This is a genomic window from Bacillus sp. BR3(2024) (genome assembly GCF_039134555.1).
In the GTDB taxonomy this organism is placed as follows: Bacteria; Bacillota; Bacilli; order Bacillales; family Bacillaceae_G; genus Bacillus_A; species Bacillus_A cereus.
In genome coordinates this window covers 3,144,541-3,170,682 of sequence record NZ_CP152433.1, presented here as the reverse complement: position 1 = coordinate 3,170,682, position 26,142 = coordinate 3,144,541, and the positions used below count along the sequence as shown (strand labels likewise).

Below are 26,142 nucleotides of genomic sequence, written 5' to 3'. Positions count from 1 at the left end.
ATATGTTTGTATTAAATCATACAAACTATAATAGAAATGGAGGACTAAAAATGGGATGGATTATCACATTAATAGTTGGTGCTATTATAGGTGCAATTGCTAGTTCTATAACAGGTAAAAATTTCCCAGGTGGTATGTTCGGAAATATTATCGCAGGTTTATTAGGTGCTTCGTTAGGTGGTAGATTATTTGGATCCTTTGGGCCATCATTTGGTGGGATTCATGTCGTGCCGGCATTATTAGGTGCAATCGTGTTAATTTTTATTGTATCATTTGTAGTGAAAGCTACAAAGAAATAGATATATAGATTATGATGAAGAGCCCTGAATAAGGGCTTTTCATCATTCGAAGAGGTGGTTTCGTTGGAGAAAATAAATATAAGAAAAAGAGATAAGTTAAGAAAGTTTTTTAGAGAACAAAATTATTTGGCGGTATTACTTGGATTTGCGTTATTGTTCATTAATATTTTATTGCTAACAAAAATATCATTTGTTTTTACACCGTTTATCGTATTTTTAAAAACAATTTTCTTCCCAGTACTATTAGCAGGCGTGCTATTTTATATTTTGCATCCATTCGTTTCGCTTTTAGAAAAGAAAGGTGTTTCAAGAATCGTATCGATAGCTTCCATATATTTAATCGTACTAGGATTATTTGTATTTTTAGTTGTAACGGTTATCCCTATTATTAAAGATCAAATTGATGCATTAATTGATAACTTACCGTATTTTGGCCATGAGATTGAACAAGCAGCACGTAGATTCGGGGAAAGTAATTTACTCGGTAAAATTCAGGAGAATTTAAATATTAATGTTGCGAATATGGTAAAAGAATACACAGTTGATTTTACAAAGTCATTATCATCAGTAACTGGGAATGTAACTGGATTTTTGAGTACTGTTACAGAGGTTGTTTTGACATTTGTAATGGTTCCATTTATATTGTTCTATCTTTTAAAAGATGGTGAGCAATTGCCGAATCACTTTTTAAAGTTTATTTCAGAGCAAAGACAACCAGCAGCAATGAGAATACTAGATGATATGCATTATGCGATTAGCTCGTATATTAGAGGTCAAATTATCGTCAGCTTATTTATCGGTATTATGCTATTAATTGGTTATCTTATTATTGGTATTAAATATGCGGTATTACTTGCGATTTTAGCGATGATTGTAAATATCGTTCCGTACGTAGGACCAATTATCGCGATTACACCAGCGTTAATTATCGCATTTATCGACTCGCCAGCAATGGTGTTAAAAGTAATTATCGTTATGATGGTTGTACAATTAGCAGAAGGTAAATTTATTTCTCCGCAAGTTATGGGTAAAAAGTTAGATATTCATCCGATTACTATCATTTTTATCATTTTAACTGCCGGAAACTTATTCGGGATTATGGGCATTATTTTAGCCATTCCAGGATATGCGATATTAAAAGTGTTAGTTACACACGGTTATAGATTTGTTAAGTTGAATACGTGAAAAAAAGCGCTAAAACAGTGGGAACTGTTTTAGCGCTTTTTTATTAACAATTCATTTGCATATTGGCGCGCCCATTGATCCGCTTCTAATATAGCATCTAGTGAAGGATCTTTTACGTTATGATGAGCTTCAACTGTTTTGTAAATTGCTTTTTCAATATCGAAAAAGGCAATTTCATTTTTTAAGAATAGCGCATTCGCAATTTCATTTGCTGCATTTAATACAGCGGGAGTAGTACCACCGATTTTGCCACATTCATATGCGTATTGTAGACAAGGGAACTTCTCTAAATCTGGTTTTTCAAAATGTAAACTACCGATTTCTAATAAATTTAATTTTTCATAGGAAGAAGGTAGCCGAGTAGGATAGTGAAACGCATATTGAATCGGCATTCTCATATCAGGAGCACCGAGCTGTGCCATAACTGATCCATCAATAAATTCTACTAAAGAATGAATGATACTTTCTTTATGAATCATTACATTAATTTTTTCATATGGAATATCAAATAGCCATCTCGCTTCCATTACTTCGAACCCTTTATTCATTAATGTGGCAGAATCAATCGTTAGTTTTGCGCCCATTAACCAGTTTGGGTGCTTTAAAGCATCTTTTGCTTGTAATGTTTGCATTTCATCACGTGTTTTATCACGGAAAGCACCACCGGAAGCTGTTACAATTAACTTCTCAATCTCTTTATTATTTTCTCCGTTTAAACATTGGAAAATAGCTGAATGCTCACTATCTACTGGAATTAAGCAACATCCGTTTTGTTTCGCTAGTTCAGTTACGATATGTCCAGCTGCAACCAAAGTTTCTTTATTAGCAATAGCGATATCTTTCTTCGCTTTTAATGCTTCAATTGTTGGAAGTAATCCTGAAACACCTACAACAGAGCTTAATACAAGATTTGAATCAGGGTGAGTAGCTACTGCAATTAAGCCATCAGCCCCGTGTGTGATTTTTGTATTTGCTGAAATACGCGTACGAAGCTTGTCTGCTAAGTCTTTTGTCGCAACGCTTACAATACGAGGTTGAAACGTTTTGATTTGTTGCTCAAGAAGATTGATATTATAATTTGCGGTTAAACCGACGATTTTAAAATGTTCAGGATGAGCTGAAACGACATCTAATGCAGATGTGCCGATGGATCCTGTTGAACCTAAAATTGATATATATTTTACCATGAAAAAACCTCCAAAGTTGTTTCGAATATTTCAACAAACCTATATAACATTAGACAATTGAAGTGGAAATTCCTGCTATATAAAATAGAAAATTAGGGTTTGTTTGGAAGTGAAATGTGATAAACTGTAAAAAATAACGAAAAAGCAATGAAAGAGAAGAGTACATATTCGAAACTTTTCAGAGAGCTGATATGTGGTGAGAATCAGTAAGGGATGAATATGGAATGGACTCTGGAGCTTCTAACTGAAATGAGTAGGTAAAGACGGTTACTTCACGTTATTGAAGTATGAAGTGAGCTAATGATAGCTAATTAAGGTGGTACCGCGGGAGTCTCTCGTCCTTTTTTAAGGATGAGGGGCTCTTTTTATTTTGCGAAAGGAGGAGTTAGTGTGAGTGAAAAAATAATGTTAACAGGAATTAAGCCGACAGGTTATCCACATTTAGGAAATTATATTGGTGCGATTAAACCTGCATTACAAATGTCAAAGAATAATGAAGGAAAAGCATTGTACTTTATAGCTGATTATCATGCATTAAATGCTGTGCATGATTCAGAAAAGTTCAGCAGTTATACGAAAGAGGTAGCAGCTACTTGGTTATCGCTTGGACTTGGGGAAGATGTTGTTTTTTATCGGCAAACAGAAGTACCGGAAATTCTAGAATTAGCTTGGATTTTAGCTTGCCTAACTCCGAAAGGTCTTATGAACCGTGCTCATGCGTATAAAGCGAAGGTGGAGCAAAATAAAGAAGCAGGGTTAGAGGTCGATGCGGGAGTGAATATGGGGTTATACACGTACCCGATTTTAATGGCAGCTGACATATTATTATTTCAAGCTACTCATGTACCAGTTGGAAAAGACCAAATTCAGCATATTGAAATTGCGCGTGATATTGCGACGTATTTTAATCATACATTTGGCAAGACATTTACACTACCGGAGTATGTAGTGCAAGAAGAAGGAGCTATTTTACCTGGTCTTGATGGAAGGAAGATGAGTAAAAGTTACGGAAATGTAATCCCATTATTTGCAGAGCAAGAAAAACTACGAAAATTAATATTTAAAATCAAAACAGATTCTTCACTTCCAAATGAACCGAAAGAACTAGAAACCTTATTTACAATTTATAAAGAATTTGCGACAGAAGACGAAGTACAGTCATTACGTGAAAAATATGAGACTGGAATCGGATGGGGCGATGTGAAAAAAGCGTTGTTTCGCGTTGTAGATCGAGAGTTAGCTGGACCTCGTGAAAAGTACGCAATATATATGAATGAGCCGGATTTATTATATGAAGCATTAGAAAACGGTGCTGAGAAGGCACGCGCTATTGCGAAGATAAATTTAGCAGAAATTAAAAAACGGATTGGATTTGAGAGGGAACGTTAAGCGTTCCCTTATTTTTTTAGATAATCTGTAATAATCTTCTCGATAACAGGAGGAAGATTATTAGGTAATTCATCAAGTGAAAAGAAGCGTAGTTCTTTTGATTCACTTTGATCGCATACAAGTTCACCATAAAATTCTCGGCAAATATAAACAACGAGTACACCGTGTACTTGATCGCCATTTGGATAGATTTGAAAGAAATCTGGTCCTGAGTATGTACGGAATAGTTCTGGATTTTTAATAATAAGTCCAGTTTCTTCAAACACTTCTCGTTTTAAAGCATCTTCTAACGTTTCGTTATATTCTAAGGCACCGCCAATAATGCCCCAGCGGTTAAAATCTGTACGGAGCTGCAGCAATGCTTCATCTTTTTCATTTAATATAATAGCGTGTGATCCTATTAGAATAAGTGGATGATTTCCTACTAGATTTCTCATATCTTCAATATAACCCATGTCATTGCTCCTTGTATTTAATAATAGTTAGGAAGTTCTTTTAACATTCTTTCTGTTTTACGTGCTGTAAAGGCTAAGTTATGGTCATCTTTCGTTCTGAAAAATAATGTGCGTAAAAAGGTTTTAATATTGGCACATAAAATACAATACTCATTAAGCGAAAGGCGTTTTCTAATTTGAGGAAGCCTTTTTATTTTTTTATGAATAATAGAAATTAAATCGTTCTGAGGAAAATCATGATACAGCATTGCTAGTAATGGAGTAACAATGCGTTCATCTTCGTTATTATGAAAAAGGTCAGATGGAATAAAGATTTTATTTAATAAACAATGAATTAATTCTTCGTACCATTCAAAAGTTGTATACGTATTATGAACAATTTCAGTAAAGGCATCAGATACATGAGCAAGACAATGAGCCCATCCTTTATTTTCAATATAGCCCCGAAAATCCGTTTCTAAGTTTGTGTATGTAATGAGTTTATTTTTTATTTCTTCGATATCCTCCTCTGTACAAAAGTAGTGCGAATTAGCGAATTGGAGTATTAACGCAATTAACGAAACAGTGTAAGAACGTGTGAAAACCCCATCTGTATGTGGGGAGTAAATGTCACAATATAAATACTCATCACTTAAACAAGTTTGCAGAAGTAATTTCAGCTGATCGTCCATAAGGAATTCATGATGAATGAAATGCGCAAAACATTTATATATAAGTTGGTAACGAACGTAGCTATCAGTCGTTCCGATATACTGAAGCATGTTCAAAGTTAACTCATTTACGTCTATATGTTGCAGTTGCGTGTAGTCATTTTGTTGTATAAGCTCTAACTGTTGTTGCAATGCTGTAATATCCAATGGAGAACCTCCTCCGCACTTTAAAGATGCGATCTTTTCTAGTATTCTATATATTCAAGGACAATCCTGCTCATGCAAGGAGAACGATTAGAAATTCGAGTATGATATAGATGAGGGAAGAATATGACGACGATAGAACAGTTAGAAAAACATTTTAAAATAAGAAGAAGTGCTTCTTCTATTATGATAAAAGAAAATAATGCAGCGGTTTTTACAGAAGAGCAATTAGAAGAGATGGTGCAATATTACGTTGCTGAAGCTGAAAAAGATGGATTAGAAAAACTACATTTTGAAATCTCTTCAAAAAGTCCAAATTATGATGTGTATAAAAAATGTTTTGAAACGTATTCATTTGAATATGTTACGGAAAACATGATTGTATTTAAAGATATATACGAAGTAGAAGATGTAGAAAGTGAAATTGATTTTAAGCTTATTGAAGAAGTTGGAGAAGAGGCTTTTTATTCACTGTGGAATGAAGCAACGGGAGAACCAGTCGCTCATGATCAATTTGTGCATATGATGCTAGAAGAAATTGGTGAGCAGTGGAAAGAACATTGTTTAATAGCGAGTGTAGGTGAAGAGCCGATAGGAATTGTAATTCCACATATTGAAAGAGGTGCGTTAGAAGAAGGGAAACTTATGTACTTCGCAGTTACTCCAAATATGCGTAATAAGGGATATGAAGCTGCGTTATTTGCAGGTGCGATGTTTGTCTTAAAGGAAATAGGTGCATCTTATTATATTGGTGAGACAAATATGCAAAATGAGTGGATGAAGGATGTTTTTGAAAAGAACGGATGTCAGCTGCTTAGTTCAACTGAGAGATATGTGAGAAAGTTTTAGGAGGATGAATGATGTATACTCTCGAACTCGTATAGCGGGAGGGGACTATATATGTTAAAGCAATCCATGCATTCATTCGTGTTATTGTATCCAAATGTATTGTTAGAAGGCTGGAATGTTGAAAAAGTTTCAGAACGTTATGAAGGTGAAAAGTGGGGAACTTTTTGGTTTCAGGTTGTTACTCCAACTGGGATGTTTCGAGTAAAGGAATTTTTTCTCGATATAATGGAACCAGTATTTCCGGATAGCTGTATTTCTCAAGCAAAAGGAGATTGTTTTCAATATAAAGGGCTTGTGTATTGGAAAGGTGTAAATTATAAAGGAAAAGAAAGTTACGTTACATCTATATGGAAAACACAAGTTGAAATTTCTGTTGATCATGGATATGTAAACCAAGACGAAATGGAACGATTTCTATTTGAATTACAACCAGTAAATATGGAGCTTGGGAAAACGATATTACATACATCATTTCACTTATTAAGCTTTCAAGCGAAGAGAAGTGAAATGGGTGAGATAGGAAGATGTAGAGAGTGGAATGCTCAAGATGACGTATCCTATGTAAATTTGTTAATTCATGAAAAACTAAATTGGAAACTTGAATCGGTCGGTTTCGGAAATGACGAAACGCAGTATGTATACTGGGACGAAGTTAATAAACTATATGCACTTTGGGTTTGTAGACATAAAAACAAAGCGTATTATCCTATTTCTTCATGGACAATGAACTATGGCCCAAAACAAATTATAAACGGGTTAGAGTTTTATTCGCACCCTAATCGCGGAACAGTTGTATACGAAGATTTAGGTAATGAACAAATCGCATACGTATTTCGCGGTAATCCATGTACAAATTTTGAACAAGTAAAAGAACTTTTTGCCTGTTTGTAAGATAAAAAGAAAAATGAGAACGACAAAGTAGATATTTGTATAATACAATAGAGTGAGATTCGATTATAAGAGAAAGCGTTGGTGAAAGAATGGAGCAGCAAAGAAATTGGCTACAAGCAACTGTAGAAAGAATTGAAGATAATACGTTACAAATAAAGTGGGAAAATAATATAGAAGAAGTTCGTATTTATTGGAGTACTTCACCAGATCATATTGAAGAAAATGGAGAACTACTTGCAACTGTAAATGGAGGATTATCATATACAATTGAAAACCCGAGTGAAAATGAACGTCCATATTTTAGACTAGTAGGAAGTAATGGACAAGCAGTGACAGTAGCTGAGCGTAGATTGCCATTACAAGGTGCGTTTAACTTCCGTGATATGGGTGGATATGAAACGACAGATGGACGTAAAGTGAAATGGGGCAAATTATACCGTTCTGAAGAATTAGCAGGACTAACAGAGTGGGATATCGACTATTTACAAAAGTCTGGTTTAAAGTTAATTTGTGACTATCGTACAGACTTTGAGGTAAAGCATAAGCCAAATCCTGAGATTACAGGTGCTCGTCAAGTGTGCTTACCAGTTATGCAAGACTTAGCGAAAGACTTAAATATAAATGAGTTTTTCCAAGTTGGTGACCTTTCTATGTTAGGAAAACCAGGTGAGTATCTTGTGAAAATGAATCAAGATTTCGTAAGTGGTAACGAGGCGTTCGTAAGCTTCTTAAACTTAGCGCAAAACCCGGAAAACTTACCGTTAGTAAACCATTGTACAGCTGGGAAAGACCGTACTGGATTTGGATCAGCATTATTATTACTTTTACTAGGTGTACCAGAGAAAACAGTAATGGAAGATTATTTACTAAGTAACGGTTTCCGTGAAAAGTTAAACGAGAAAATGATGGCCTTTTTAGGTGCAAAACTACAAAACGATGAGAGTAGAGAGATATTAGGTGCGATGTTTGAAGCACGTGCTGAATACTTGCAAGCTGCGATTGGTGAAATTCAAAAGCAATACAGATCAGTTGAAGCATACGCTGAAAGGGCCCTTGGCTTTACGAAAGAGTCGTTAGAGGAAATGAAAGAGTTATTACTAGAAGACTAATAAGTAAAAGGAGGCTGAGCGGATTAGCCTCCTTTTACTATTGTTGCTATAATTTTGTTAATGAGGATGTTGTGCACCGAGGAGAAAATGGATGAAAAGAACTTAAGAATCGGGGGATAAAATGATTTATACACGTGTAAAAGCAGAGGGGTTAAGAGAAAAGCTGGCAACAATACTAAGTCAAGAGTATAAGGAACTAGCTATTCAAGATTTAAAGGTGATTGGAACGGGAGTGCAAAATATTGTTTTTCAAGGAGATTCAGAAAAGGGGTCTTTAGCATTTCGAGTACCGTGGGAAAGAGAAGTGGAAAATATAAATGAAGACTTATTTAACAGTCGGATTTCGTTGCAAAAGGAAGCGGAGCTGTCTAAGTATTGTCATTCAAAAGGTATTCCAGTACCAAGGATACACGGATTGCATCTTTCAACCGAACTTGATTTTTTAATTTCGGATTGTGTGTATGCTGATCGTACGCCAATTTCCGCATGCAAAATAGGGGAGTTAGTGAGCAAGCTTCATAGTATGCCAATTGATGGTTTGTATTACAAACAAAATATTAGAGAGCCCATTAGTAAGTATATAGCAGAACGAATTGTGAAACGGATAGAAGGGTTTAATACAATCACGGACTGTAAAATTAATCTTCCGAATACAAAAACAATTGAATATATTCTTGGTACAGCAGATCATGTAAAATGTTTATTACATATGGACATTCGACCAGCCAATTTAATCGGGTATAATGGAGAAGTTAAAGCAATAGTTGATTGGGATAACGCTTTAATTGGTCATCCATTGCTGGAGCTTATGAGAATAGCTGAAACAAATGAGGTTAGTTGGGATGAATTTAAAGATGGATATAAGAATGATAGTATCTTTAATGTTACTCCTCATATTGTTAGTTTATTTTATAGACTAGATACAGCGGTCATGCTAGCAAACTTATTTATAGCACATTTGAAAATAAAAGATAAAGGTGTATTCTATAAAGAGCGGGTTAAAGCGCTTCATCACGAAATATATAAAAATTTATAAGCAATGAGAACGAAGCTTTTAAAATAGGAATTGAGGAGAACATCATGAAATACAAAGTTATATTATTCGACGTAGATGATACATTATTAGATTTCCCTGAAACGGAAAGACACGCATTACATAATGCGTTTGTACAGTTTGATATGCCTACAGGGTATAATGATTATCTTGCAAGCTATAAAGAGATTAGTAATGGATTATGGAGAGATTTAGAAAATAAAATGATTACGCTAAGTGAATTAGCAGTAGATCGATTTAGACAATTATTTGCACTTCATAATATAGACGTAGATGCACAGCAATTTAGTGATGTATATCTTGAAAACTTAGGGAAAGAAGTACATCTTATAGAAGGCGCAGTACAATTATGTGAAAATCTACAAGATTGCAAGTTAGGTATTATTACGAATGGATATACGAAGGTGCAACAATCAAGAATCGGAAATTCGCCTTTATGTAATTTCTTTGATCACATTATTATTTCTGAAGAAGTTGGTCATCAAAAACCAGCACGTGAGATTTTTGATTATGCGTTTGAGAAGTTTGGGATTACTGATAAATCAAGCGTACTAATGGTTGGAGATTCGTTAACTTCTGATATGAAAGGCGGAGAAGATTACGGCATTGATACGTGTTGGTATAATCCGAGTTTGAAAGAAAACGGGACAGATGTTAACCCGACTTATGAAGTGGAGAGTCTGCTACAAATTTTAGAAATTGTAGAAGTGGCGGAAGAAAAGGTAGCTTCATTTTAATTGTGCTGATATTTGTCGAAAAATCGATATATTGAAAAAATCGTTGATATATTGTAAGTTGTGATAGATATATTGAAAAAATCGTTGATATATTGTAAGTTGTGATAGATATATTGAAAAAATCGTTGATATATTGTAAGTTGTGATAGATATATTTGAAAAATCGTTGATATATTGTAAGTTGCGATAGATATATTTGAAAAATCGCTCATATAAATTCATATACTAAGATATAGAACAAAAAAATAGAGCTACTATACAAGGTCATTCACGTGTTATAATGCGTGAATTAAATATGCGTATATAAATAGTTTCCTAGCGTGATGCGATGTCATGTATGATTAGTGTAACAACTAGAGGTGAATAAAGAATGTTAACGTTTTTATTTGAGTTAGACAAGAATCTCCCGCAGAAGGATGAGCCACGGTATGATGCTTATTCAAAGGGCTTTATCGAAGGAGATGTAACGATTTGCGCGAGTGACAGCGTATTTTTTCAAAAATCATGTATGAAGGTTGCAGAGCTGGGGATTTATTTAGGACAGTGGATGGAACAAGTGCAACATGGGCAGAACGTGCCTATGAAATATGAAACGGCTGACCGTGAAGAGGTAATTCTTGGTTTCTTCTATGAAGAGGATCATAATCAATGGAATGTTTTTTCCAGCTGGCAAGAATTTGAACTTCAAGAGCGTATAGCTACTACAACATTAATAGAGAGTGTTCAACGCTATTTGTATGAGTTAAATAAAGAACTGCGCATGATAGAATATCCTGTGACGTTTGATCAGTACTTAAGAGGAGAGCGAATGATGCAGCTCTCTTACAAACGACCGTATGATAGTAAAGCAGATACGACACCGATAGAGGTTTATAATGGAAGTGAGCAAGTAGGTGTAGTAAGGGGCTATTATAAAAATACGCTGATGAGAGTGCTGGATTTTATTCCGAAAATTGGTAGTAATATTATTTATGAAATAAAGGATAGTAAGGACAATATTCGCGTCATTGCAAAGGATGTAAGTAGGCAGCGCCAAAGAAGGATTTTAGTAATGTACAAAGATAATCATGATGCAGAGCATGAAATACTTGTATGTGACGGAAAGTTATTGGATGCAAATTTCTTATTTACCTTTACATATAAGGCAGAAGAATATGTTGTTCATAAAACTTCATTTGGAATGGGAAAGTTATTACGAAAGGGCTATGTAATTGCAGATTGGAATATTCGTCTTGAGGAAGATATGTATTACATTGAGATGAATGTATATGATGGAGATTACATGGAGGATCGATACTTACTATTAGGCGTATTTCATGCGGTTTTATATGGATAATCAATGAGAAATACCGTCATTCTTCTTGGAAAGAATGACGGTATTTTTTTATTTATCCTCAAAAATAAAAATCTCATCAATCGTACTATGTAATGCCTTCGCTATATCGTGAGCAAGTTGTAAGGAAGGATTGTATTTACCTTTTTCGAGATGACTAATTGTTTCACGTCGCACACTAACGCTCTTCGCTAAATCTTCTTGTGTCATGTTCAATTTTGCGCGGTATTCTTTTATCTTCGTTACGAACGCCATGGTGCATCTTCCATTTCATCAACAGGTTTATCATAAAAGAACATAGAAAAACCGAATGTAAGAATGAGTGTGCCGAAAATAAGAGTGATATCAATCTCTTGTAGCGTAGAGTTTGGAAATAACATTTCAATAAATATAATGATAGCAGTAGTTAGTAATGTAACGATAAATGCATTGCGACACGATTTATTGACAATTTGTTCAAACAGTTCATCGTGTTGAACTGTTCTATACGATGTGAAAAAGGAGAAGAAACAGAACATAGTAAACAATCCTTTTTCATAAAAAAATCCGAGGAAACCGAAGAAACCGAGAAATCCTAAATATTTTATCCAAGTTGTTTTCATGATAGGTCCTCCTTACGTTGTTAGAAATAAGTCACGTTATGTTACATAATATATCACAATTGGATATAAATGGTAATAATAGTTTTTCAGTTTGCTTCATAATAATAGTAAAAAGAGGAAATATGCTGCGAAATAAAGAGGATAATATTGTAAAATGGTTGTAAGGAGGGGGAGGAAGAAATGCTAACTTGGATCATGATCGTTGTATTACTTGTAGTGATTACTGTCATTGCGACGGTGTTAATTGGGCGGAATGGTGATGCAAATTATAGCAAAGCGACAAAGGGGAATATTAAACGCTTAACAATGATTTATATTATACTAGCTGTCGTTTTAGTTGTTGGATTAGGGGTGTATATTTATTTTAAAGGTTAAATATACTGAAAAATGTAAAAATCTTAAAATAGAACTATGCTATAATATCAATATAGTTATTTGGTAATTAAGGAAAGGATTGGATGAAATGATTGAAATTACGAATGTGTCAAAAAGTTATAATGGGTCTACCTATGCAGTAAAAGACTTAAGTTTATCTGTACCTAGCGGCGAAATCTTTGGATTTTTAGGACCGAATGGTGCGGGTAAATCAACGACAATTAAGATGATTACTGGTATTCACGGGGTGGACAAAGGGACTATTACGATTAACGGAAAAAATATTATGGAAGAGCCGATGGAAGCGAAGAAGACGTTTGGTTATGTACCAGATAGTCCAGATATGTTTTTACGATTAAAAGGAATTGAATATTTAAACTTTATGGCCGATATGTATGAAGTGCCGAAAGAAGTACGACAAGAACGAATAGAGTCTTTAGCGAAGAAGTTTGATCTTTATAATGCTTTATCTGATCAAATTCAAAGTTATTCGCACGGTATGAGACAAAAGATTGTTATTATTGGTGTGCTCGTGCATGAGCCAGATGTATGGATTTTAGATGAACCGTTAACGGGGCTTGATCCGAAATCTGCATATATTTTAAAAGAAATGATGAGAGAACATGCGGATAAAGGAAAGATTGTATTCTTCTCTACACACGTATTAGAAGTGGCAGAAAAATTATGTGACCGCGTCGCGATTATTAATAAGGGAAACCTTCAGTTTAAAGGGAATTTAGATGAAATGAGAGATCATTTTAAATCCAATGAATCACTTGAAAAAATGTTCTTGGAGATGACGGGCAATGAGTAAAATTTGGACGTTAACGAAAGTATTATTGAAATTAAATTATGCAGATTTTATAACAGATAAGAAGAAGCGATGGGCGTATGTATTTTCATTTGCAGCTATTTTATTTGTCGGCTTTTTACTGTTTGGTTCTATCACGCATGCAATGTATGAGGGAATGATACATTTAGGGCAAGATCCAGGAATGATTATCGCAATGGGACTTGCGATTGCGAGTATATGGGTATTTTTAATGAGTATTACGAACATTTTAACTGTATTTTACTACAGCAATGACATTGAAATGTTATTACCATTACCATTAAAACCAGCGCAAATTATTTCAGCCAAATTTTTAACAGTATTAATTACACAATACGTAATGAGTTCATTTATTTTATTACCGATCTTTATTACGTACGGTTTAAAAAGTGGCGCATTTATTACATATTACATATATATGATTTTCATTTACTTACTCTTCCCAATTGTGCCGTTAGTACTAGCTTCGTTACTGATGACAGTTATTATGAGGTATACAAATATAGCGAAAAATAAAGACCGAGGAAATATATTTATTGGAATCGTAAGTATACTATTTATTGTAGGAATTAACGTATTTTTGCAGTGGAAAAATAAAAGTTCGTTTTCTGAAGATGCAATTGCGGATTACCTTGCAAACAACCAGTCTTCTCTTTTAGTACAAATGACAAACTATTTTCCAACTACATATTTTGGAGCAGTAGCATTAGTAGAAAATGCAAATTGGAAGGGACCTTTATATGTAATAATCTTTGCAGTTATTTCATTTGTCTTCTTTGTGTTGTTTTATTACATAGCAGAGCGTACATATTTAAAAGGGGTTATTGGACTTTCAACGAGTACAGCAAAGAAACAAGTTATTTCGGCGGAAGGTTTACAGAAATCAACAGTACAAAGTTCGCATTTAAAAGCGTATGTGAAAAAAGAATTTAAAACGTTATTCCGTACACCACAATTTTTCTTAAATTGCATTGTACAAACTTTCGTTATGCCAATTATGTTGTTCTTTATTTTATTTGTGAAAGATGGAAATTTAAAGTTTATTACAGAGTATATTAACAATCCAGAGACAACGGGATTTGCAATTGGTGTTGGCCTTTGTGCATCGTTATTTTTAATGGGGAGTAACGTCATTGCAACAACGTCATTTTCACGAGATGGAAGCTCTTGGTTTGTGAATCGTTATTTACCAGTAAAGGCTTCGGATATCTTTTTTGCGAAAGCAATCACTGCTTGGTTAATTAATGTGATCATTTTAGCAGTATTCGGTATTACGATGGCAGTTGTAGCTGGGATTTCTCCAGTCTTTATGATACTGTGGTTTTTACTAAGTGCGAACGGGTTGTTATTAATTAATTTAATCGGAACACGCTGGGACGCGCAAACTGCAGATATTCATTGGGATACAGAGCAGAAATTATTTAAAAGTCGATATACAACTTTATGGAATTTTTTAGCTAATATTTTAATAGCTTTAATTATTGTGGGGGGAGTAAGTGTATTATACTTCTTCCTTCATGTCGGACTGTGGGTTATGTTTATCGTTTTATTTGTAATGTTTACGATTGTAAATTATATCTTTATTAAAATGTTAAAATTAGGTGCTGAACGTATACTGTCAAATATTCAATAAGAAGATAGATCCTCTGTATTCATGCAGGGGATCTGTGTATAGATGGAGGAGAAAAAGGTGAAGAAAATAGCAATTGTAACAGGGGCAACTCGTCTGAATGGAATTGGTGCAGCTGTATGCAAGGTGCTTGCTCAAAAAGGGATAGACATTTTTTTCACGTACTGGCCAAAGTATGATAAAGCGATGCCATGGGGAATGAGTGATCAAGAACCCTTTTTGCTGAAAAAGGAAATTGAAAGTTACGATGTTCGATGTGAAATGGCAGAAATCAATTTATCGCAGTCTTATTCGCCAAATCGTTTGTTTTATATGGTATCAGAACGGTTAGGTGATCCATCTATTCTAGTTAATAATGCAGTATATTCTACTCATACGAGGATTGAGGAATTAGATGTAGAGCAGTTGGATAAACATTATACAGTTAATGTTCGGGCTACTATGCTATTAAGTTCATTGTTTATAAAACATTATTCACTTAAAACGGGCGGGAGTATTATTAATCTTACTTCGGGACAGTCAGTAGGTCCAATGCCAGATGAACTTGCATATGCAGCAACGAAAGGGGCAATTGAAGCATTTACAAAGTCAGTAGCACCAGTTGCGATGGAGAAGGGGATTACAGTGAATGCTGTAGATCCAGGACCGACGAATACAGGATGGATTACAGAGGAGCTGAAGCATCATTTAGTATGGAAGTTCCCACAAGGTAAAGTAGGAGAACCGGTGGATGCTGCGCGCTTAATTTCTTTTTTAGTAAGTGAAGAAGCGAAATGGGTTACTGGGCAAGTCATTCACTCGAATGGTGGCTACTCATAAAAATATTATGTTAACAAATGTTGAGAAACAAAAAACGAAAGAAAATTTTATTTTTTTGTATAAATAAAATGTCAAGAAAGATAAAAATTTGATAGAAGAGTATATCGTCATATGAAGATAGTAATTCTTAATGTGACAATATACTCTTTTTCTTTTACTTGCGAGTAGAAAAATGAAGTAGAAGAAACTCGAATATTAAAATGAGTTTATCGGTTTTTGTACGTATTATTATGAAGATTACTGTCGGAAAGATGATAATTCCTATGAAAAGGGATTTTTTAAGGGGGAATCGAATCGTAAAGGGGAGGATAAATTATGTAAAACATAGGGGGATTTATATGAAAATGAAAAAGGTCGCTATCGCATCGATAACAATTGGTACAATGCTTACTATGGCAGCTTGTAGTCCTTCATCAGATAAAGAAACGGAAAAGAAAGAGCAAGTAACTGCGCAAAATGATGGAGAAGCAAAAACGACAAGTGCAGATGAAGCGTCAAAAACAACGAAAGATACTGAAAAAGAAACAAATACTTCTTCAAATGAAAAAACAGATAAGGATGCAAAAAATACGAAAGAATCATCAGGGACAGAAAGTAACGGCAAAACGTCAACTCAAAACGAAAATGTAAAAACAAAAGAAAAAGAGACGACAGGAAAAACGAATGATCAAACGACTAGCGGGAAAACAACAGATCAAAGCACAAGTACAAATTCAGATGGAAAGACAACGAAAGATCCGAAGAAAAGTGTTGCTGTGAAAACGAACGTTAAAGAAGTTGTGGCATTAATTGATAGCTTGGACAAGCAGTTAGCTGCTAATCCAAAATTAGAAACAGTGAATAAGCTTGGTAAACAAATTAATGAAAAGTGGGATGTAATTGAGAAAGAGCTAGAAGCATCACATCCGACGGATTCTAAAACGATCGGTCAAAGTATGTATCCGTTAATTGTAGGAGCGGAGAAAGAAAAAATTGATATTAATAAAATGAAATCTTTAACGACGAAAACGAAAAAAGATTTAAATCAGTTATTGACGAAACTTTCGTAGTTTCAAAAGCCTACTCGTGTGAGTAGGCCTTTTTTTGGTTGTTGTAATGTGCACAGTATAACTTATTTATTTTCATTTTCAATTACGATGCGAAAGGAACTGAATGCTTGTTGACTGATATAATCTTCTTCGCTAACTTTATAAGGAAATGGAAAAGCGACGAGTTGCAAATTACTTTCCTGATCCACTGAAGGCAATGTGAAATTAAAGATTTGCCTCGTTTCAGGTGCAACCTTAGTATAAACGACTTTTCTATTGTTAAATATTTCAACTTGTTTCCAATCTTTAAAAGCCACGATTGCGTAAGTCATTTCATCATTTGTTTCATTACCGTTTGATAAAATTAATTGCTTGCCTTCCTTTTCAAAGAAGACAGTTTGTAAGTTCTCTTCACGGTTCGTAACAAATAATGGTTCGTAAAGACCATCTTTTAAAATAGCATTTGGATCTATAAGGGAGAGTTTTATTTTTTCGTTTTCTTTCTGAAGAGGATGCATTGAATATCGCATACTTAGAATATCTTCTAAAATAGCTGCTTTATTTAAGTTATTATCTTTTAATTTGTATTCAGGTTTTTTAATTATTAAAAAGGTTAATTCACTTGCATTAGGAGAAGTGTGTAAAGAGATTTTCGTAGTAATTGAACTGTTTGGTTTCATATCAAAAAAATAGTGTGATATTTCAGTAGTAGTATCTTCTATTTTAAAAGGTTTTTGTTCGTAATCTTCTAGAACAATTAATCCATATTTTCGGTTTTCATTAATAGTATGTACGAATGATAATGTTACATTAATTTTATTATCCTCACTAGTAATTGTACTACCATTGTTAATATGTTGGCCTTGATTATCCTTCAATCCGTAAGAAATAGTATTGGTTTGTTGCTCTCGTTTATTTTCTATGGAAGGTGGATGAGGTTGTATGAATGAAGTATTGAACAAAATATAAATTGTAAGTAATGAAATAAGTAAAACACCGCTAATAATATATATTTGTTTCATAAATAGCACCTCAATATATGTAAAATATTAGAGAAAAAAGATATGCAAGATGCATATCTTTTTTCTCTTTCTTACCAGAAAGCTTTTGTTTCGTGATTCACATCATTATAACCACTTAATTTATAGGTATGATTACCGATAGCGTAATCATCTCCATAATAGATGCTTGTGTTGGTCGCTGTAGCACTTACAAAGGATGATTTTTTTGCACTATTACTTTTCGTATTCACTAATGAGCCATCGCCATTGAAAGTTCTTGCTTTTGCATAAACATAGTCTTCGGTCGTAGTTGATTTCGATTTAGCAACTGCATATGGGTTACCAAAAAAGGGAGTATATACGCTAATGTTAGAGTCATTCTTAGGTGCAACTGCAACAGTCAAACTAGGAACACTAGATGTTTTTGTTGATTGAATTGTATCAAAGTCAACTAAAACGGGCTGCTTGTCTACAGTATCGACCTCTGAAGCACTTGCGTTATTAGTAAAACCAAAACCTAAAACCGCTAACCCTAAAGTTGTCACCGATAAAGATTTTTTCATATTCACTAATTTTCCCACCTTTTTAAATTTTTGAGTTCGAACTCAATTCATACAATATATGAAAATTTCAAAACACTCAATGGTTTATCCCATACTTAACTTTTCTTTTACTTTCGATTCAACATGTCTTCATTTGCAAAAAAGCGAATATATCTTCTAATGCTTAGCCAGCAAGGGATACAGGTTTAATTTTATGAAATTCATGTAAATTTAAATCTATTCATGTCAGAATCTCTGTTATTTTTAAGTTCATATGGGAAACTTATTAAAAAAAGGATGGTGACAAAAATGACAATCGATCGAATTTGTACAATTGGACCCGCAAGTAATAATAAAGAAACGTTAGCACAGTTAATAAAGAATGGTATGAAAATTGTTCGACTGAATTTATCGCATGGCACGCATGAAAGTCATAAAGACATCATTCGTTTAGTGAAATCATTAGATGACTCTATTAAATTTTTGGGTGATGTACAAGGTCCTAAAATAAGATTAGGTGAAGTGAAGGGAGAGCAAATTACACTTCAGGCAGGAGATTCTTTTATTTTACATACACAACCAGTTACAGGGAGTAATACAGAAGCGAGTGTTGATTATGAAGGAATTGCGAATGATGTGAAAGTAGGCAGTAGAATTTTAATTAATGATGGAGAAGTTGAATTAATTGTTGAAAAGATAAGTACGGATAAAATAGAAACGAAGGTAAAAACAGGTGGCAATATCTCATCTCATAAAGGAGTTAATTTACCAGATGCGGCTGTTCGTTTGCCAGCTATTACAGAGAAAGATAAAAAAGATATTCAGTTTCTTTTAGAAGAGAATGTTGATTTGATCGCGTGTTCTTTCGTAAGAAAACCTAGTCATATAAAAGAAATACGAGATTTTATACAACAGTATAAAGAAACGTCACCTAATGTAATTGCAAAAATAGAAACGATGGAAGCAATCGAGAATTTTCAAGATATATGTAAAGAAGCAGATGGAATTATGATTGCAAGGGGCGATTTAGGAGTAGAGTTACCGTATCAATGCATTCCGCTTTTACAGAAAATGATGATTCAGGAATGTAATCGAACGAATACATATGTCATTACAGCAACACAAATGCTTCAATCTATGGTAGATCATTCTATTCCAACAAGAGCAGAGGTGACTGATGTGTTTCAAGCTGTACTGGACGGGACGAATGCAGTTATGCTTTCAGCTGAAAGTGCATCAGGAGAACATCCAATCGAAAGTGTGAGAACATTACGTCTCGTTTCAGAATTTGCAGAGCATGTTAAAAAAGATGGATCTTTTGCGATGAAAGATGTACTGGAGTTACTGCATAAATCACTGAATGAGTGATGAATAAAAACACGAGGGCGGATATGCATCCGCCCTCGTGTTTTTCATTCATACTATTCTTGCTCTTGCTCATCCAAAATCTTTTCAAACGCAGCAGATACTTTATCAAACTCTTCATCATTTTCAATGTATGAAAACTCATTATCTTCTTCTACTTTTAAAAAGAAAATATCAATGTCTTCCTCAGTTTCTGTTTGGATATCTTCAACAAAGGCAACTGCAATATATTCTGCACCTTCGACATCCATCGCTCCAAGTACTTCTACTTCTTGCTCTTCGTTATTCTCATCACTAAGAGTAAACACTTCGCCAACTTCAATATCAGACATATTCATTCTCCTCCTGTTCGACTCTAAAAAATAGAGCACTCAAACTGTATACATACTAACATATCTTTCCATGAAAAACCAAATTCATACGTAAGAAAACAATTCATTCTTCTTTAGTATGAGTATACAGCTATTAGGAGCATTATTTGTCTGTGCTATATTACTTAATCCATTCAACAATTGTATCCATAGTCTGTCTTGTTTTATCACGCTTTGGCTCTTCTTTACGGTAACCAAAGGCAACCATAACTGATACTTCAAAGTTATCGTCTTGTATAATGCCTTCTTGACGAAGTAAAGAATCTACTTCCTCTTTATCAAATCCTTCTATTGGACAAGAATCAATACCGATTTGAGCTGCGCTCGTCATCATATTACCTAAAGCAATATAAGTTTGTTTAGATGCCCAATCAAATACAGCACGATCGGATTGTAATAAGTTAAAATCTGTTTCCTGGAACTTTTTGAAGAATTCATATCTAATTTTTTGAGTGTCTTCAGGCAATCCAATAATATCGTTCATCATATATTTAATATACTCTGCATCATAATGCATATCTTTAATGTTTCTTGAAAGAACAATAACAAAATGACTAGCTGTTGCAAGTTGCCCACCAGCGCCCCATGAATACGGTTGTAGTTTTTCTCTTAATTCTTTATTTTGTACGACAATAAATTTCCAAGGCTCATATCCAAAAGAAGAAGGAGATAATCTGCCTGTTTCTAAAATGAATTTGAAATCCTCTTCTGAAATTTTGTGCATAGGATCGAATTCTTTACATGCATGTCTGAAATGAAAAGCCTCCATAATCTTTTCTTTTGTAATTTCGTTTGTATTTGTCATAAAAGTTCCTCTTTTCATGAATTTATTTTTGTAAGTAAATTATATTTTTAAAGTAACATAGATACAAGTACGCACATTTATGTGGTATAGTATCAAAAAAGATACTAATGTTAAGGGAAGGGATTTATTATGGATTGTCCAAACGAAAATAATATAAATTACCCATTTTTAAATAAATATTCTTGTCCAGTTGAAGCTATGGTTGAGGTGATTGGAGGGAAATGGAAAGGGGTAATTTTGTATCATTTATTAGATGGTACAAAGCGGTTTAATGAATTAAAAAGATTAAAACCAAATATCACACAAAGAATGTTAACACTGCAGCTGAGAGAACTTGAAGCAGATGGCATCATACATCGCGAAGTATACCGTGAAGTGCCGCCAAAAGTAGAATATTCATTAACTGAGCTTGGTGAATCACTACGTCCAGTGATTCTATTAATGATGGAATGGGCAACTCATAATATGGAGAAGGTTTTGGAGAGTAGGAATACGAAAAATAATAATTAAGAGTTGAAATTGGTATAGATGAGATATGTGAAATAGTTGTAGAAATAAAAGGTGTTTCCATACGTGAAGACACCTTTTATTTCTATATTTTTACTTTTTAACTTCAACTGCTGAAGTTGGAAAGTTATTTAAGTTTGCAGTTTGACCATACCAATCAGCATGTTTAAAAACAACACCTTTTCCATATCCGTCAGTTGAAGTACGTTCCCATAGTGTTGTTGAATAGCTAGCAGTAGGAGCTGCTGTACGTACAGAAACAATTTGATTTTGCCAACTAGCAGACAAGTTTTTATAACCGCTACTTAGTGAAAAATACTCGCTACCTTGATTTGTGAGTTTATAGAAGTCTGTACTACCAGGTCCGCTTCCTCCAACACCAAGGGGAGTGATTGAATGATTCAACCTTTGTTTATCTTTTTCAATAAAAGACTCTAAACTTTCTTTGCTCGAAAATCCATAAGATAACCAGTCTCCATTTTGATTTTGTTTCGGTAGAACTAACGTTATTTTTACGTCTTCCCTTGATGGAGCACTCAATTTGTTAAACGAATCAACAGTCTTTTCATCTACAGTTACATATTCGAAAGAGGAAATCGTATAATCTTTTTCGGTACTAGCTGATACTAATCCCATTCCTCCAGTTAACGACGAAACAGTTAATAATGCACCTGCTACCAACTTTTTAAGCATGGATTCATCTCCTTAAAAATTAAATTTTTTACATAACTAAAATGTATGTTAATTCGAATGTATTATAAATATTTAGAAATTTATAAAAATTAAACAGAATATTCTTTTATTATTCTGGAGTAAGGAGGGGAATTTAAAAAAGGATTTACTTAAAAAGTAAATCCTTTTTGGGTGTTAGCAATGAAGTTATTGTGTAAGTTTTGCAATTTGCTAACCGACTTCAAAACTCTACTGATTAAAGTTTCATTTCCTCCTGTTATGAATCATACACTTCTTTTGCATTCGTAGAAGCAGCATCTAATAAAAGGAAAATGGCTGCTATCATATGTAGAAAGATGTCTATATAAGGAAAGAAGGCAACTAGAGTAACGATAATACCGATATAATGAGGGTACGTATTCATGCCTTCTTTTTTAGCTAATAAAATAGTATTGATATGTAAAACAATCAATAGTAGTAAAGGTAACCCATATAGGTTAACAAGACTTGGAAATACATAATAACAAGGAAGTAATAAAAGATGATAGATCCCTGTAGTCCACTTTAGTGCTTGAATGTAGGTTTTCAAAGTGAATCCTCCTAAAACAATTCGTATCTATATATTACCAAAAATAATAGGTAATTGGATATTGTTTATTTGTATTTTTGATAGATTATAATAATTTTATGTAAACTAATTGTTAGGTATCTATAAAATAGAAAAACCACCCAAACGAGGGTGGTTCGTATTATAAATAATTACTTAAAGAAGAAATCGGAACCTTCACCTCACTACCTTCCTTCATATTCCGCAACACAACAGTGTTTGTACTAAGTTCGTTTTCCCCAATAATAAGCACATAAGGGATATTCTCTTTATTGGCATAATTAAGGGCACGTTTTAATTTGCGTCCTGCTAGTTCTAGTTCGACTTTTAAGGAAGTGGTAGAACGTAATTGCTGGGCAATTTGTAAGCATTGTAACTCTGTCCCGAGTGGGATGATAAATAGATCCGCTGTAGATGAGATTGTTTCTTTCTGCGATAGTGCTGTATAAATAACGTCTAAACCGAATGAAATACCGACTGTTGGATAGTTCATATTATCACCACGGAATGCTCCGATAATGTTATCGTAACGGCCGCCGCTACCGATGCTAGATGTAATGGATCTATCTTTTAAAAAGATTTCATATACAGTACCTGTATACATTGTGAGTCCTCGCGCTAAAAACGGGTTGAATATCGTATTTTCATTTATTCCAAGGGCGATTAAATATTGCTGTAATTGTTGTAGTTCGTTTACTCCATCGGCAACGAGTGGATTATTGAAAGCTTCTTTAAAGTCAGCGATAGTAAGCTTTAGACAAGATAATACGGTATTACATATCGTATCAGCCATTTCTTCAGAAATTCCGCGCTCTAATACATCTTTTCGTACACCATCAATCCCAATCTTTTCGATTTTATCTAATGATAAAATGACGTCACTTGTTAACTCAGTAGGGATGTTAATGGCCTGAAGAATACCATTTAACAATTTTCGGTTATTATATTGGATCGTTATCTCTAAGTTTAACGTTCGGAACAGCTCAAACGCCATAGCCATAAGTTCAGCTTCTGCCATGACAGACTCAACACCGACGATATCAACGTCGCATTGTATAAATTCACGAAATCTTCCTTGTTTAATTGGCCCATCTCGAAATACTTTCCCAATCTCATAACGTTTAAAAGGGAGGCGGAGGTTCGGATTCATTGCCACAACCTTTGCGAATGGAATAGTTAAATCGTATCGTAAGGCGAGCTCACGTTTTCCTTGATCCTGAAGTGTATATATTTCTTTTAATATTTCATCGCCACCGCCGTACTTGTAAGACATAAGCTCATACATATTTAACGTCGGCGTTTCTAAAGGTTTGCATCCGTATCGTTCAAACGTATCTTCACAAGCTCTTTTAATTTTATTTCGCAGCACTTGCTCCTCTGGTAAATAGTCTTTCGTTCCTTTTACATTTCTCATTTCCATCATAATCACTCCTTTTTCAAATTAAAAAAAGCTATGCAGGTATAAAAATACCCACATAGCTTTATGAACGCTTCGTGGGTCAACAGGAAAAGCCCTGTACCCACGAAGAAAAATTTTTCTTCGGATACACGGCGTTACGTTTGATGATGAAGTTGGAAAGAAGTATTAAAATTTAGCATTGCAAATCTCTCCTTAACGTAAGTTTTTCCAAATTATATCAGATGATTTTTGAATTATCAATATTTTTAGTTTTGAAATATACGTGAAGTTATGTAGGAGAAATGGAAAAGGGTGTATAATAAAACTTAATAATATGAAATAACCTTTTAAGGAGATCACTATGAAAAAAGATAAAACAAATGCGATGCGAATATTAGATAAAGAAAAAATTGAATATTCGATGATGTCATATGATCCAGACGATGGGAAAATTGATGGCGTATCAGTAGCCGAGAAAATTGGACGAGAAGTGAGAGAAGTATATAAAACGTTAATCGCTCAAGGGAATAGTAAAAATTATCATGTGTTTATTATTCCGGTAGATGAGGAACTAAATTTAAAAGCTGCCGCAAAAGCAGTAAGTGAAAAGAAAATTGAAATGATTCCTGTAAAAGATATTACGAAAGTGTCAGGATATATTCGCGGCGGTTGTTCGCCAGTCGGAATGAAGAAGTTATTTTCTACATGTATTGATGAAAGTGCCCAATCACTTGAAACGATGATTGTAAGTGGCGGGAAAATTGGTATACAAATTGAGCTGAAAGTTGATGACTTGGCGAAAGTGACGAGAGCGCAGTTTGGTGAGGTAACGAAGTAATGATACATAGGAAAAGAAGTTCTAGTTTTATCCCGCTATTTGCCGGGCAGTAAGACCCTCATCTCAAATTTCAGCGGAAGCAAAGAAATTAGGTGGGGATCAACTGCCCGTAAAAGCCCGATTGGTGAGGGCTGATTAAAGTTTCACTTTATTGAATTTAGATAATAATTTATAGGATAGTTAGTCCGTTATGGGGCTGATTATCCTATTTTATTTACAAACTGGATAAAGATTGAATGTTTAGTTTGATATAGGCATGTAATCTGAATTGTTTGTTTGGCTTTGGGAGAAGGTAAAACCTCGATGCAAGAACTTGAAATAAACAAGCAGGGTTTATTCTTAAAGATAGACAAAGAACAGGAGAGTGTTTTAATGAGGAGTCAAGAAATATCCATAAGAAAGCACAAATTGGGGGATGCCAGTATTTTTGAAAAAACACGCTAATAGTATGCAAGATTTTATACAGTTTTTTGGCTAATCCAGTAACAAACAAGAGCACTAAAACCACGTTAGGATAGGAATGTATATAATATGTATAGATTCATAGAACTAAAAAAGGGTTCACTTGTGAGAGCAGGGTTGTCCTTTTTCCTCGCTAACGCTAATGATGGGTTATGTTAACCTCATATGTATAGAATATACAGTTAACTAAAAATGAAAAGTTTACAATTAAAAATGAACAATAAAAAACAGTAATGTAAAATCACTACTGTTTTTTATTGTTTCTTATAAGTGAATCATTTGTACTCCTGTCTATATAATTTAAACGAATAAATAGCTCCAATAAAGAATACAAAAGCTTCAAATAATATAAAGATTTGACGGAAATTCTCAATATCTTTACCAACTAAAGAAATAAAGATAGCATTCATTAGAATTTGAGTAGTAAACATACGAGAAGTAATTTTTAAATAAATAGCATTTGTTCTTTCAACCGGTTTACCAATTTTTTTGTAAATAATAATAAGTGCAATTACTGAACCCAAAAATAGAAGTGCTGTAAGTCCTACAACGATATTAAAATTGGCTGTACTTTCTAACATCCATTTATTTAATAGATCGATCATTATTATCTTCCTTTCCTACATAAGAGAATATTTTGTTCTTCTTTTTCACTATAATAAAAAAAGGAAAAAGAAAACATCGAACTTTCTTACAAACATTCGTGTATTCTTACAGTTTTGTCATTTTGTAAATGTATTCACCGCCCTGTTTTTCACTATTTTCTTTGGAAAACATAGTGAATTACGAGAAAGAGCGCTACAAGATCAACTTCTGAGAACAAAAATTATGTAAATAAGCTGTTCACTGGATTCTCGTAGAAAACTTTGGTGAGATAAAATTTTTGATTTTGTAGCACTTTAAAATCTTAGCTAGAGGGCTATTTATCGGTATCCCACAATAAAA

Annotated in this window: 31 protein-coding genes and 1 other annotated feature; of the genes, 18 read left to right on the top strand and 13 right to left on the bottom strand. The window is 33.9% G+C overall.

Going from position 1 to position 26,142, the window contains the following annotated elements; genetic code table 11:
* The first annotated feature begins 50 nt into the window (after positions 1–50).
* Together V7S45_RS16300 and V7S45_RS16295 are read left to right on the top strand one after the other, a co-directional pair.
* Positions 51–299 carry a GlsB/YeaQ/YmgE family stress response membrane protein gene (locus tag V7S45_RS16300; protein WP_000539731.1) on the top strand — a complete coding sequence of 83 codons (249 nt, stop codon included), beginning with the start codon at positions 51–53 and terminating at the stop codon, positions 297–299.
* Between the two features lie 63 nt (positions 300–362).
* Positions 363–1,484: an AI-2E family transporter gene (locus tag V7S45_RS16295; RefSeq protein WP_000411484.1), complete on the top strand. Its 1,122-nt coding sequence runs from the start codon at positions 363–365 to the stop codon at positions 1,482–1,484.
* Between the two features lie 29 nt (positions 1,485–1,513).
* Here the strand turns inward: V7S45_RS16295 and V7S45_RS16290 are convergent, their stop codons facing one another.
* Positions 1,514–2,671 carry a 1-deoxy-D-xylulose-5-phosphate reductoisomerase gene (locus V7S45_RS16290; protein WP_342761426.1) on the bottom strand — a complete coding sequence of 386 codons (1,158 nt, stop codon included), beginning with the start codon at positions 2,669–2,671 and terminating at the stop codon, positions 1,514–1,516.
* A gap of 138 nt (positions 2,672–2,809) precedes the next feature.
* Positions 2,810–3,017, top strand: a binding site (T-box leader).
* 44 nt (positions 3,018–3,061) lie between these two features.
* Here V7S45_RS16290 and V7S45_RS16285 point away from each other — a divergent pair.
* Complete coding sequence (locus V7S45_RS16285) at positions 3,062–4,060, top strand: tryptophan--tRNA ligase (RefSeq protein WP_001290892.1); 999 nt, start codon at positions 3,062–3,064, stop codon at positions 4,058–4,060.
* Positions 4,061–4,068: 8 nt separating this feature from the next.
* Here V7S45_RS16285 and V7S45_RS16280 read toward each other — a convergent pair whose 3' ends face one another.
* Positions 4,069–4,515, bottom strand: coding sequence for an NUDIX hydrolase (locus V7S45_RS16280; protein WP_000540452.1), 447 nt, complete (start codon positions 4,513–4,515; stop codon positions 4,069–4,071).
* Positions 4,516–4,532: 17 nt separating this feature from the next.
* Positions 4,533–5,372, bottom strand: coding sequence for a DUF2785 domain-containing protein (locus V7S45_RS16275; protein ID WP_000355451.1), 840 nt, complete (start codon positions 5,370–5,372; stop codon positions 4,533–4,535).
* 123 nt (positions 5,373–5,495) lie between these two features.
* Here V7S45_RS16275 and V7S45_RS16270 point away from each other — a divergent pair, with 123 nt between their 5' ends.
* The 6 genes from V7S45_RS16270 (at position 5,496) to V7S45_RS16245 (ending at position 11,345) form a co-directional block, all read left to right on the top strand.
* On the top strand, positions 5,496–6,218 hold the full coding sequence (locus tag V7S45_RS16270) for a GNAT family N-acetyltransferase (RefSeq protein ID WP_000207392.1): 723 nt from the start codon (positions 5,496–5,498) through the stop codon (positions 6,216–6,218).
* Positions 6,219–6,269: 51 nt separating this feature from the next.
* A complete protein-coding gene (locus V7S45_RS16265) occupies positions 6,270–7,109 on the top strand; it encodes a hypothetical protein (RefSeq protein ID WP_002164488.1) in 840 nt (279 codons plus the stop codon).
* A gap of 89 nt (positions 7,110–7,198) precedes the next feature.
* Positions 7,199–8,218: a tyrosine-protein phosphatase gene (locus V7S45_RS16260; protein WP_000437807.1), complete on the top strand. Its 1,020-nt coding sequence runs from the start codon at positions 7,199–7,201 to the stop codon at positions 8,216–8,218.
* Positions 8,219–8,339: 121 nt separating this feature from the next.
* Entirely contained in the window at positions 8,340–9,254 is a 915-nt protein-coding gene (locus V7S45_RS16255; RefSeq protein ID WP_000640701.1) for a phosphotransferase, read from the top strand.
* Positions 9,255–9,298: 44 nt separating this feature from the next.
* Positions 9,299–10,009 (top strand): YjjG family noncanonical pyrimidine nucleotidase, encoded by a 711-nt coding sequence (locus V7S45_RS16250; RefSeq protein ID WP_000875906.1) that lies wholly within the window; start codon positions 9,299–9,301, stop codon positions 10,007–10,009.
* Between the two features lie 370 nt (positions 10,010–10,379).
* Entirely contained in the window at positions 10,380–11,345 is a 966-nt protein-coding gene (locus V7S45_RS16245; RefSeq protein ID WP_000955101.1) for a hypothetical protein, read from the top strand.
* A gap of 48 nt (positions 11,346–11,393) precedes the next feature.
* Here the strand turns inward: V7S45_RS16245 and V7S45_RS16240 are convergent, their stop codons facing one another.
* Positions 11,394–11,597: a helix-turn-helix transcriptional regulator gene (locus tag V7S45_RS16240; protein ID WP_000896308.1), complete on the bottom strand. Its 204-nt coding sequence runs from the start codon at positions 11,595–11,597 to the stop codon at positions 11,394–11,396.
* On the bottom strand, positions 11,585–11,944 hold the full coding sequence (locus tag V7S45_RS16235) for a DUF3796 domain-containing protein (RefSeq protein ID WP_000859211.1): 360 nt from the start codon (positions 11,942–11,944) through the stop codon (positions 11,585–11,587). The genes V7S45_RS16240 and V7S45_RS16235 overlap by 13 nt, the downstream gene beginning before the upstream one ends.
* 180 nt (positions 11,945–12,124) lie before the next feature.
* Here V7S45_RS16235 and V7S45_RS16230 point away from each other — a divergent pair, with 180 nt between their 5' ends.
* From V7S45_RS16230 to V7S45_RS16210, 5 genes are all read left to right on the top strand, one after another.
* Positions 12,125–12,319, top strand: a complete 195-nt coding sequence (locus V7S45_RS16230) for a hypothetical protein (protein WP_000958863.1) — start codon at positions 12,125–12,127, stop codon at positions 12,317–12,319.
* An 88-nt stretch (positions 12,320–12,407) separates the two neighbouring features.
* On the top strand, positions 12,408–13,133 hold the full coding sequence (locus V7S45_RS16225; RefSeq protein ID WP_000570206.1) for an ABC transporter ATP-binding protein: 726 nt from the start codon (positions 12,408–12,410) through the stop codon (positions 13,131–13,133).
* Complete coding sequence (locus V7S45_RS16220; RefSeq protein WP_000036882.1) at positions 13,126–14,784, top strand: ABC transporter permease; 1,659 nt, start codon at positions 13,126–13,128, stop codon at positions 14,782–14,784. The genes V7S45_RS16225 and V7S45_RS16220 overlap by 8 nt, the downstream gene beginning before the upstream one ends.
* A gap of 57 nt (positions 14,785–14,841) precedes the next feature.
* Positions 14,842–15,600 carry an SDR family oxidoreductase gene (locus V7S45_RS16215; protein ID WP_000716965.1) on the top strand — a complete coding sequence of 253 codons (759 nt, stop codon included), beginning with the start codon at positions 14,842–14,844 and terminating at the stop codon, positions 15,598–15,600.
* A gap of 338 nt (positions 15,601–15,938) precedes the next feature.
* The gene (locus V7S45_RS16210) at positions 15,939–16,649 is read left to right on the top strand and encodes a hypothetical protein (protein WP_000782563.1); all 711 of its coding nucleotides are present in this window, start codon (positions 15,939–15,941) and stop codon (positions 16,647–16,649) included.
* A gap of 62 nt (positions 16,650–16,711) precedes the next feature.
* On the opposite strand, the gene V7S45_RS16205 is transcribed toward V7S45_RS16210, so the two are convergent.
* Complete coding sequence (locus V7S45_RS16205; RefSeq protein WP_000810156.1) at positions 16,712–17,650, bottom strand: hypothetical protein; 939 nt, start codon at positions 17,648–17,650, stop codon at positions 16,712–16,714.
* 71 nt (positions 17,651–17,721) lie between these two features.
* The gene (locus tag V7S45_RS16200) at positions 17,722–18,198 is read right to left on the bottom strand and encodes a hypothetical protein (protein WP_001056357.1); all 477 of its coding nucleotides are present in this window, start codon (positions 18,196–18,198) and stop codon (positions 17,722–17,724) included.
* Between the two features lie 282 nt (positions 18,199–18,480).
* Here V7S45_RS16200 and V7S45_RS16195 point away from each other — a divergent pair, with 282 nt between their 5' ends.
* Positions 18,481–19,539, top strand: a complete 1,059-nt coding sequence (locus tag V7S45_RS16195; RefSeq protein WP_000151080.1) for a pyruvate kinase — start codon at positions 18,481–18,483, stop codon at positions 19,537–19,539.
* A 53-nt stretch (positions 19,540–19,592) separates the two neighbouring features.
* Here the strand turns inward: V7S45_RS16195 and V7S45_RS16190 are convergent, their stop codons facing one another.
* Positions 19,593–19,874 (bottom strand): DUF1292 domain-containing protein, encoded by a 282-nt coding sequence (locus V7S45_RS16190; RefSeq protein WP_002005464.1) that lies wholly within the window; start codon positions 19,872–19,874, stop codon positions 19,593–19,595.
* Between the two features lie 154 nt (positions 19,875–20,028).
* The gene (locus V7S45_RS16185) at positions 20,029–20,712 is read right to left on the bottom strand and encodes an NAD(P)H-dependent oxidoreductase (protein ID WP_000185713.1); all 684 of its coding nucleotides are present in this window, start codon (positions 20,710–20,712) and stop codon (positions 20,029–20,031) included.
* Positions 20,713–20,841: 129 nt separating this feature from the next.
* On the opposite strand from V7S45_RS16185, the gene V7S45_RS16180 reads away from it, so the two are divergent.
* A complete protein-coding gene (locus V7S45_RS16180; protein ID WP_000340580.1) occupies positions 20,842–21,222 on the top strand; it encodes a winged helix-turn-helix transcriptional regulator in 381 nt (126 codons plus the stop codon).
* A gap of 90 nt (positions 21,223–21,312) precedes the next feature.
* On the opposite strand, the gene V7S45_RS16175 is transcribed toward V7S45_RS16180, so the two are convergent.
* The 3 genes from V7S45_RS16175 to V7S45_RS16165 form a co-directional block, all read right to left on the bottom strand.
* Positions 21,313–21,912 carry a hypothetical protein gene (locus V7S45_RS16175; RefSeq protein ID WP_000914427.1) on the bottom strand — a complete coding sequence of 200 codons (600 nt, stop codon included), beginning with the start codon at positions 21,910–21,912 and terminating at the stop codon, positions 21,313–21,315.
* A gap of 256 nt (positions 21,913–22,168) precedes the next feature.
* A complete protein-coding gene (locus V7S45_RS16170) occupies positions 22,169–22,480 on the bottom strand; it encodes a hypothetical protein (protein ID WP_000860725.1) in 312 nt (103 codons plus the stop codon).
* Positions 22,481–22,640: 160 nt separating this feature from the next.
* On the bottom strand, positions 22,641–23,921 hold the full coding sequence (locus V7S45_RS16165; RefSeq protein ID WP_002164489.1) for a histidine--tRNA ligase: 1,281 nt from the start codon (positions 23,919–23,921) through the stop codon (positions 22,641–22,643).
* A 337-nt stretch (positions 23,922–24,258) separates the two neighbouring features.
* Here V7S45_RS16165 and ybaK point away from each other — a divergent pair, with 337 nt between their 5' ends.
* Both ybaK and V7S45_RS16155 read left to right on the top strand, forming a co-directional pair.
* Positions 24,259–24,735 carry a Cys-tRNA(Pro) deacylase gene (gene ybaK, locus V7S45_RS16160; protein ID WP_000710860.1) on the top strand — a complete coding sequence of 159 codons (477 nt, stop codon included), beginning with the start codon at positions 24,259–24,261 and terminating at the stop codon, positions 24,733–24,735.
* A gap of 303 nt (positions 24,736–25,038) precedes the next feature.
* Positions 25,039–25,179: a hypothetical protein gene (locus V7S45_RS16155; RefSeq protein ID WP_001156924.1), complete on the top strand. Its 141-nt coding sequence runs from the start codon at positions 25,039–25,041 to the stop codon at positions 25,177–25,179.
* A 293-nt stretch (positions 25,180–25,472) separates the two neighbouring features.
* On the opposite strand, the gene V7S45_RS16150 is transcribed toward V7S45_RS16155, so the two are convergent.
* Positions 25,473–25,802, bottom strand: coding sequence for a hypothetical protein (locus V7S45_RS16150; protein WP_000566271.1), 330 nt, complete (start codon positions 25,800–25,802; stop codon positions 25,473–25,475).
* Positions 25,803–26,142 lie beyond the last annotated feature (340 nt).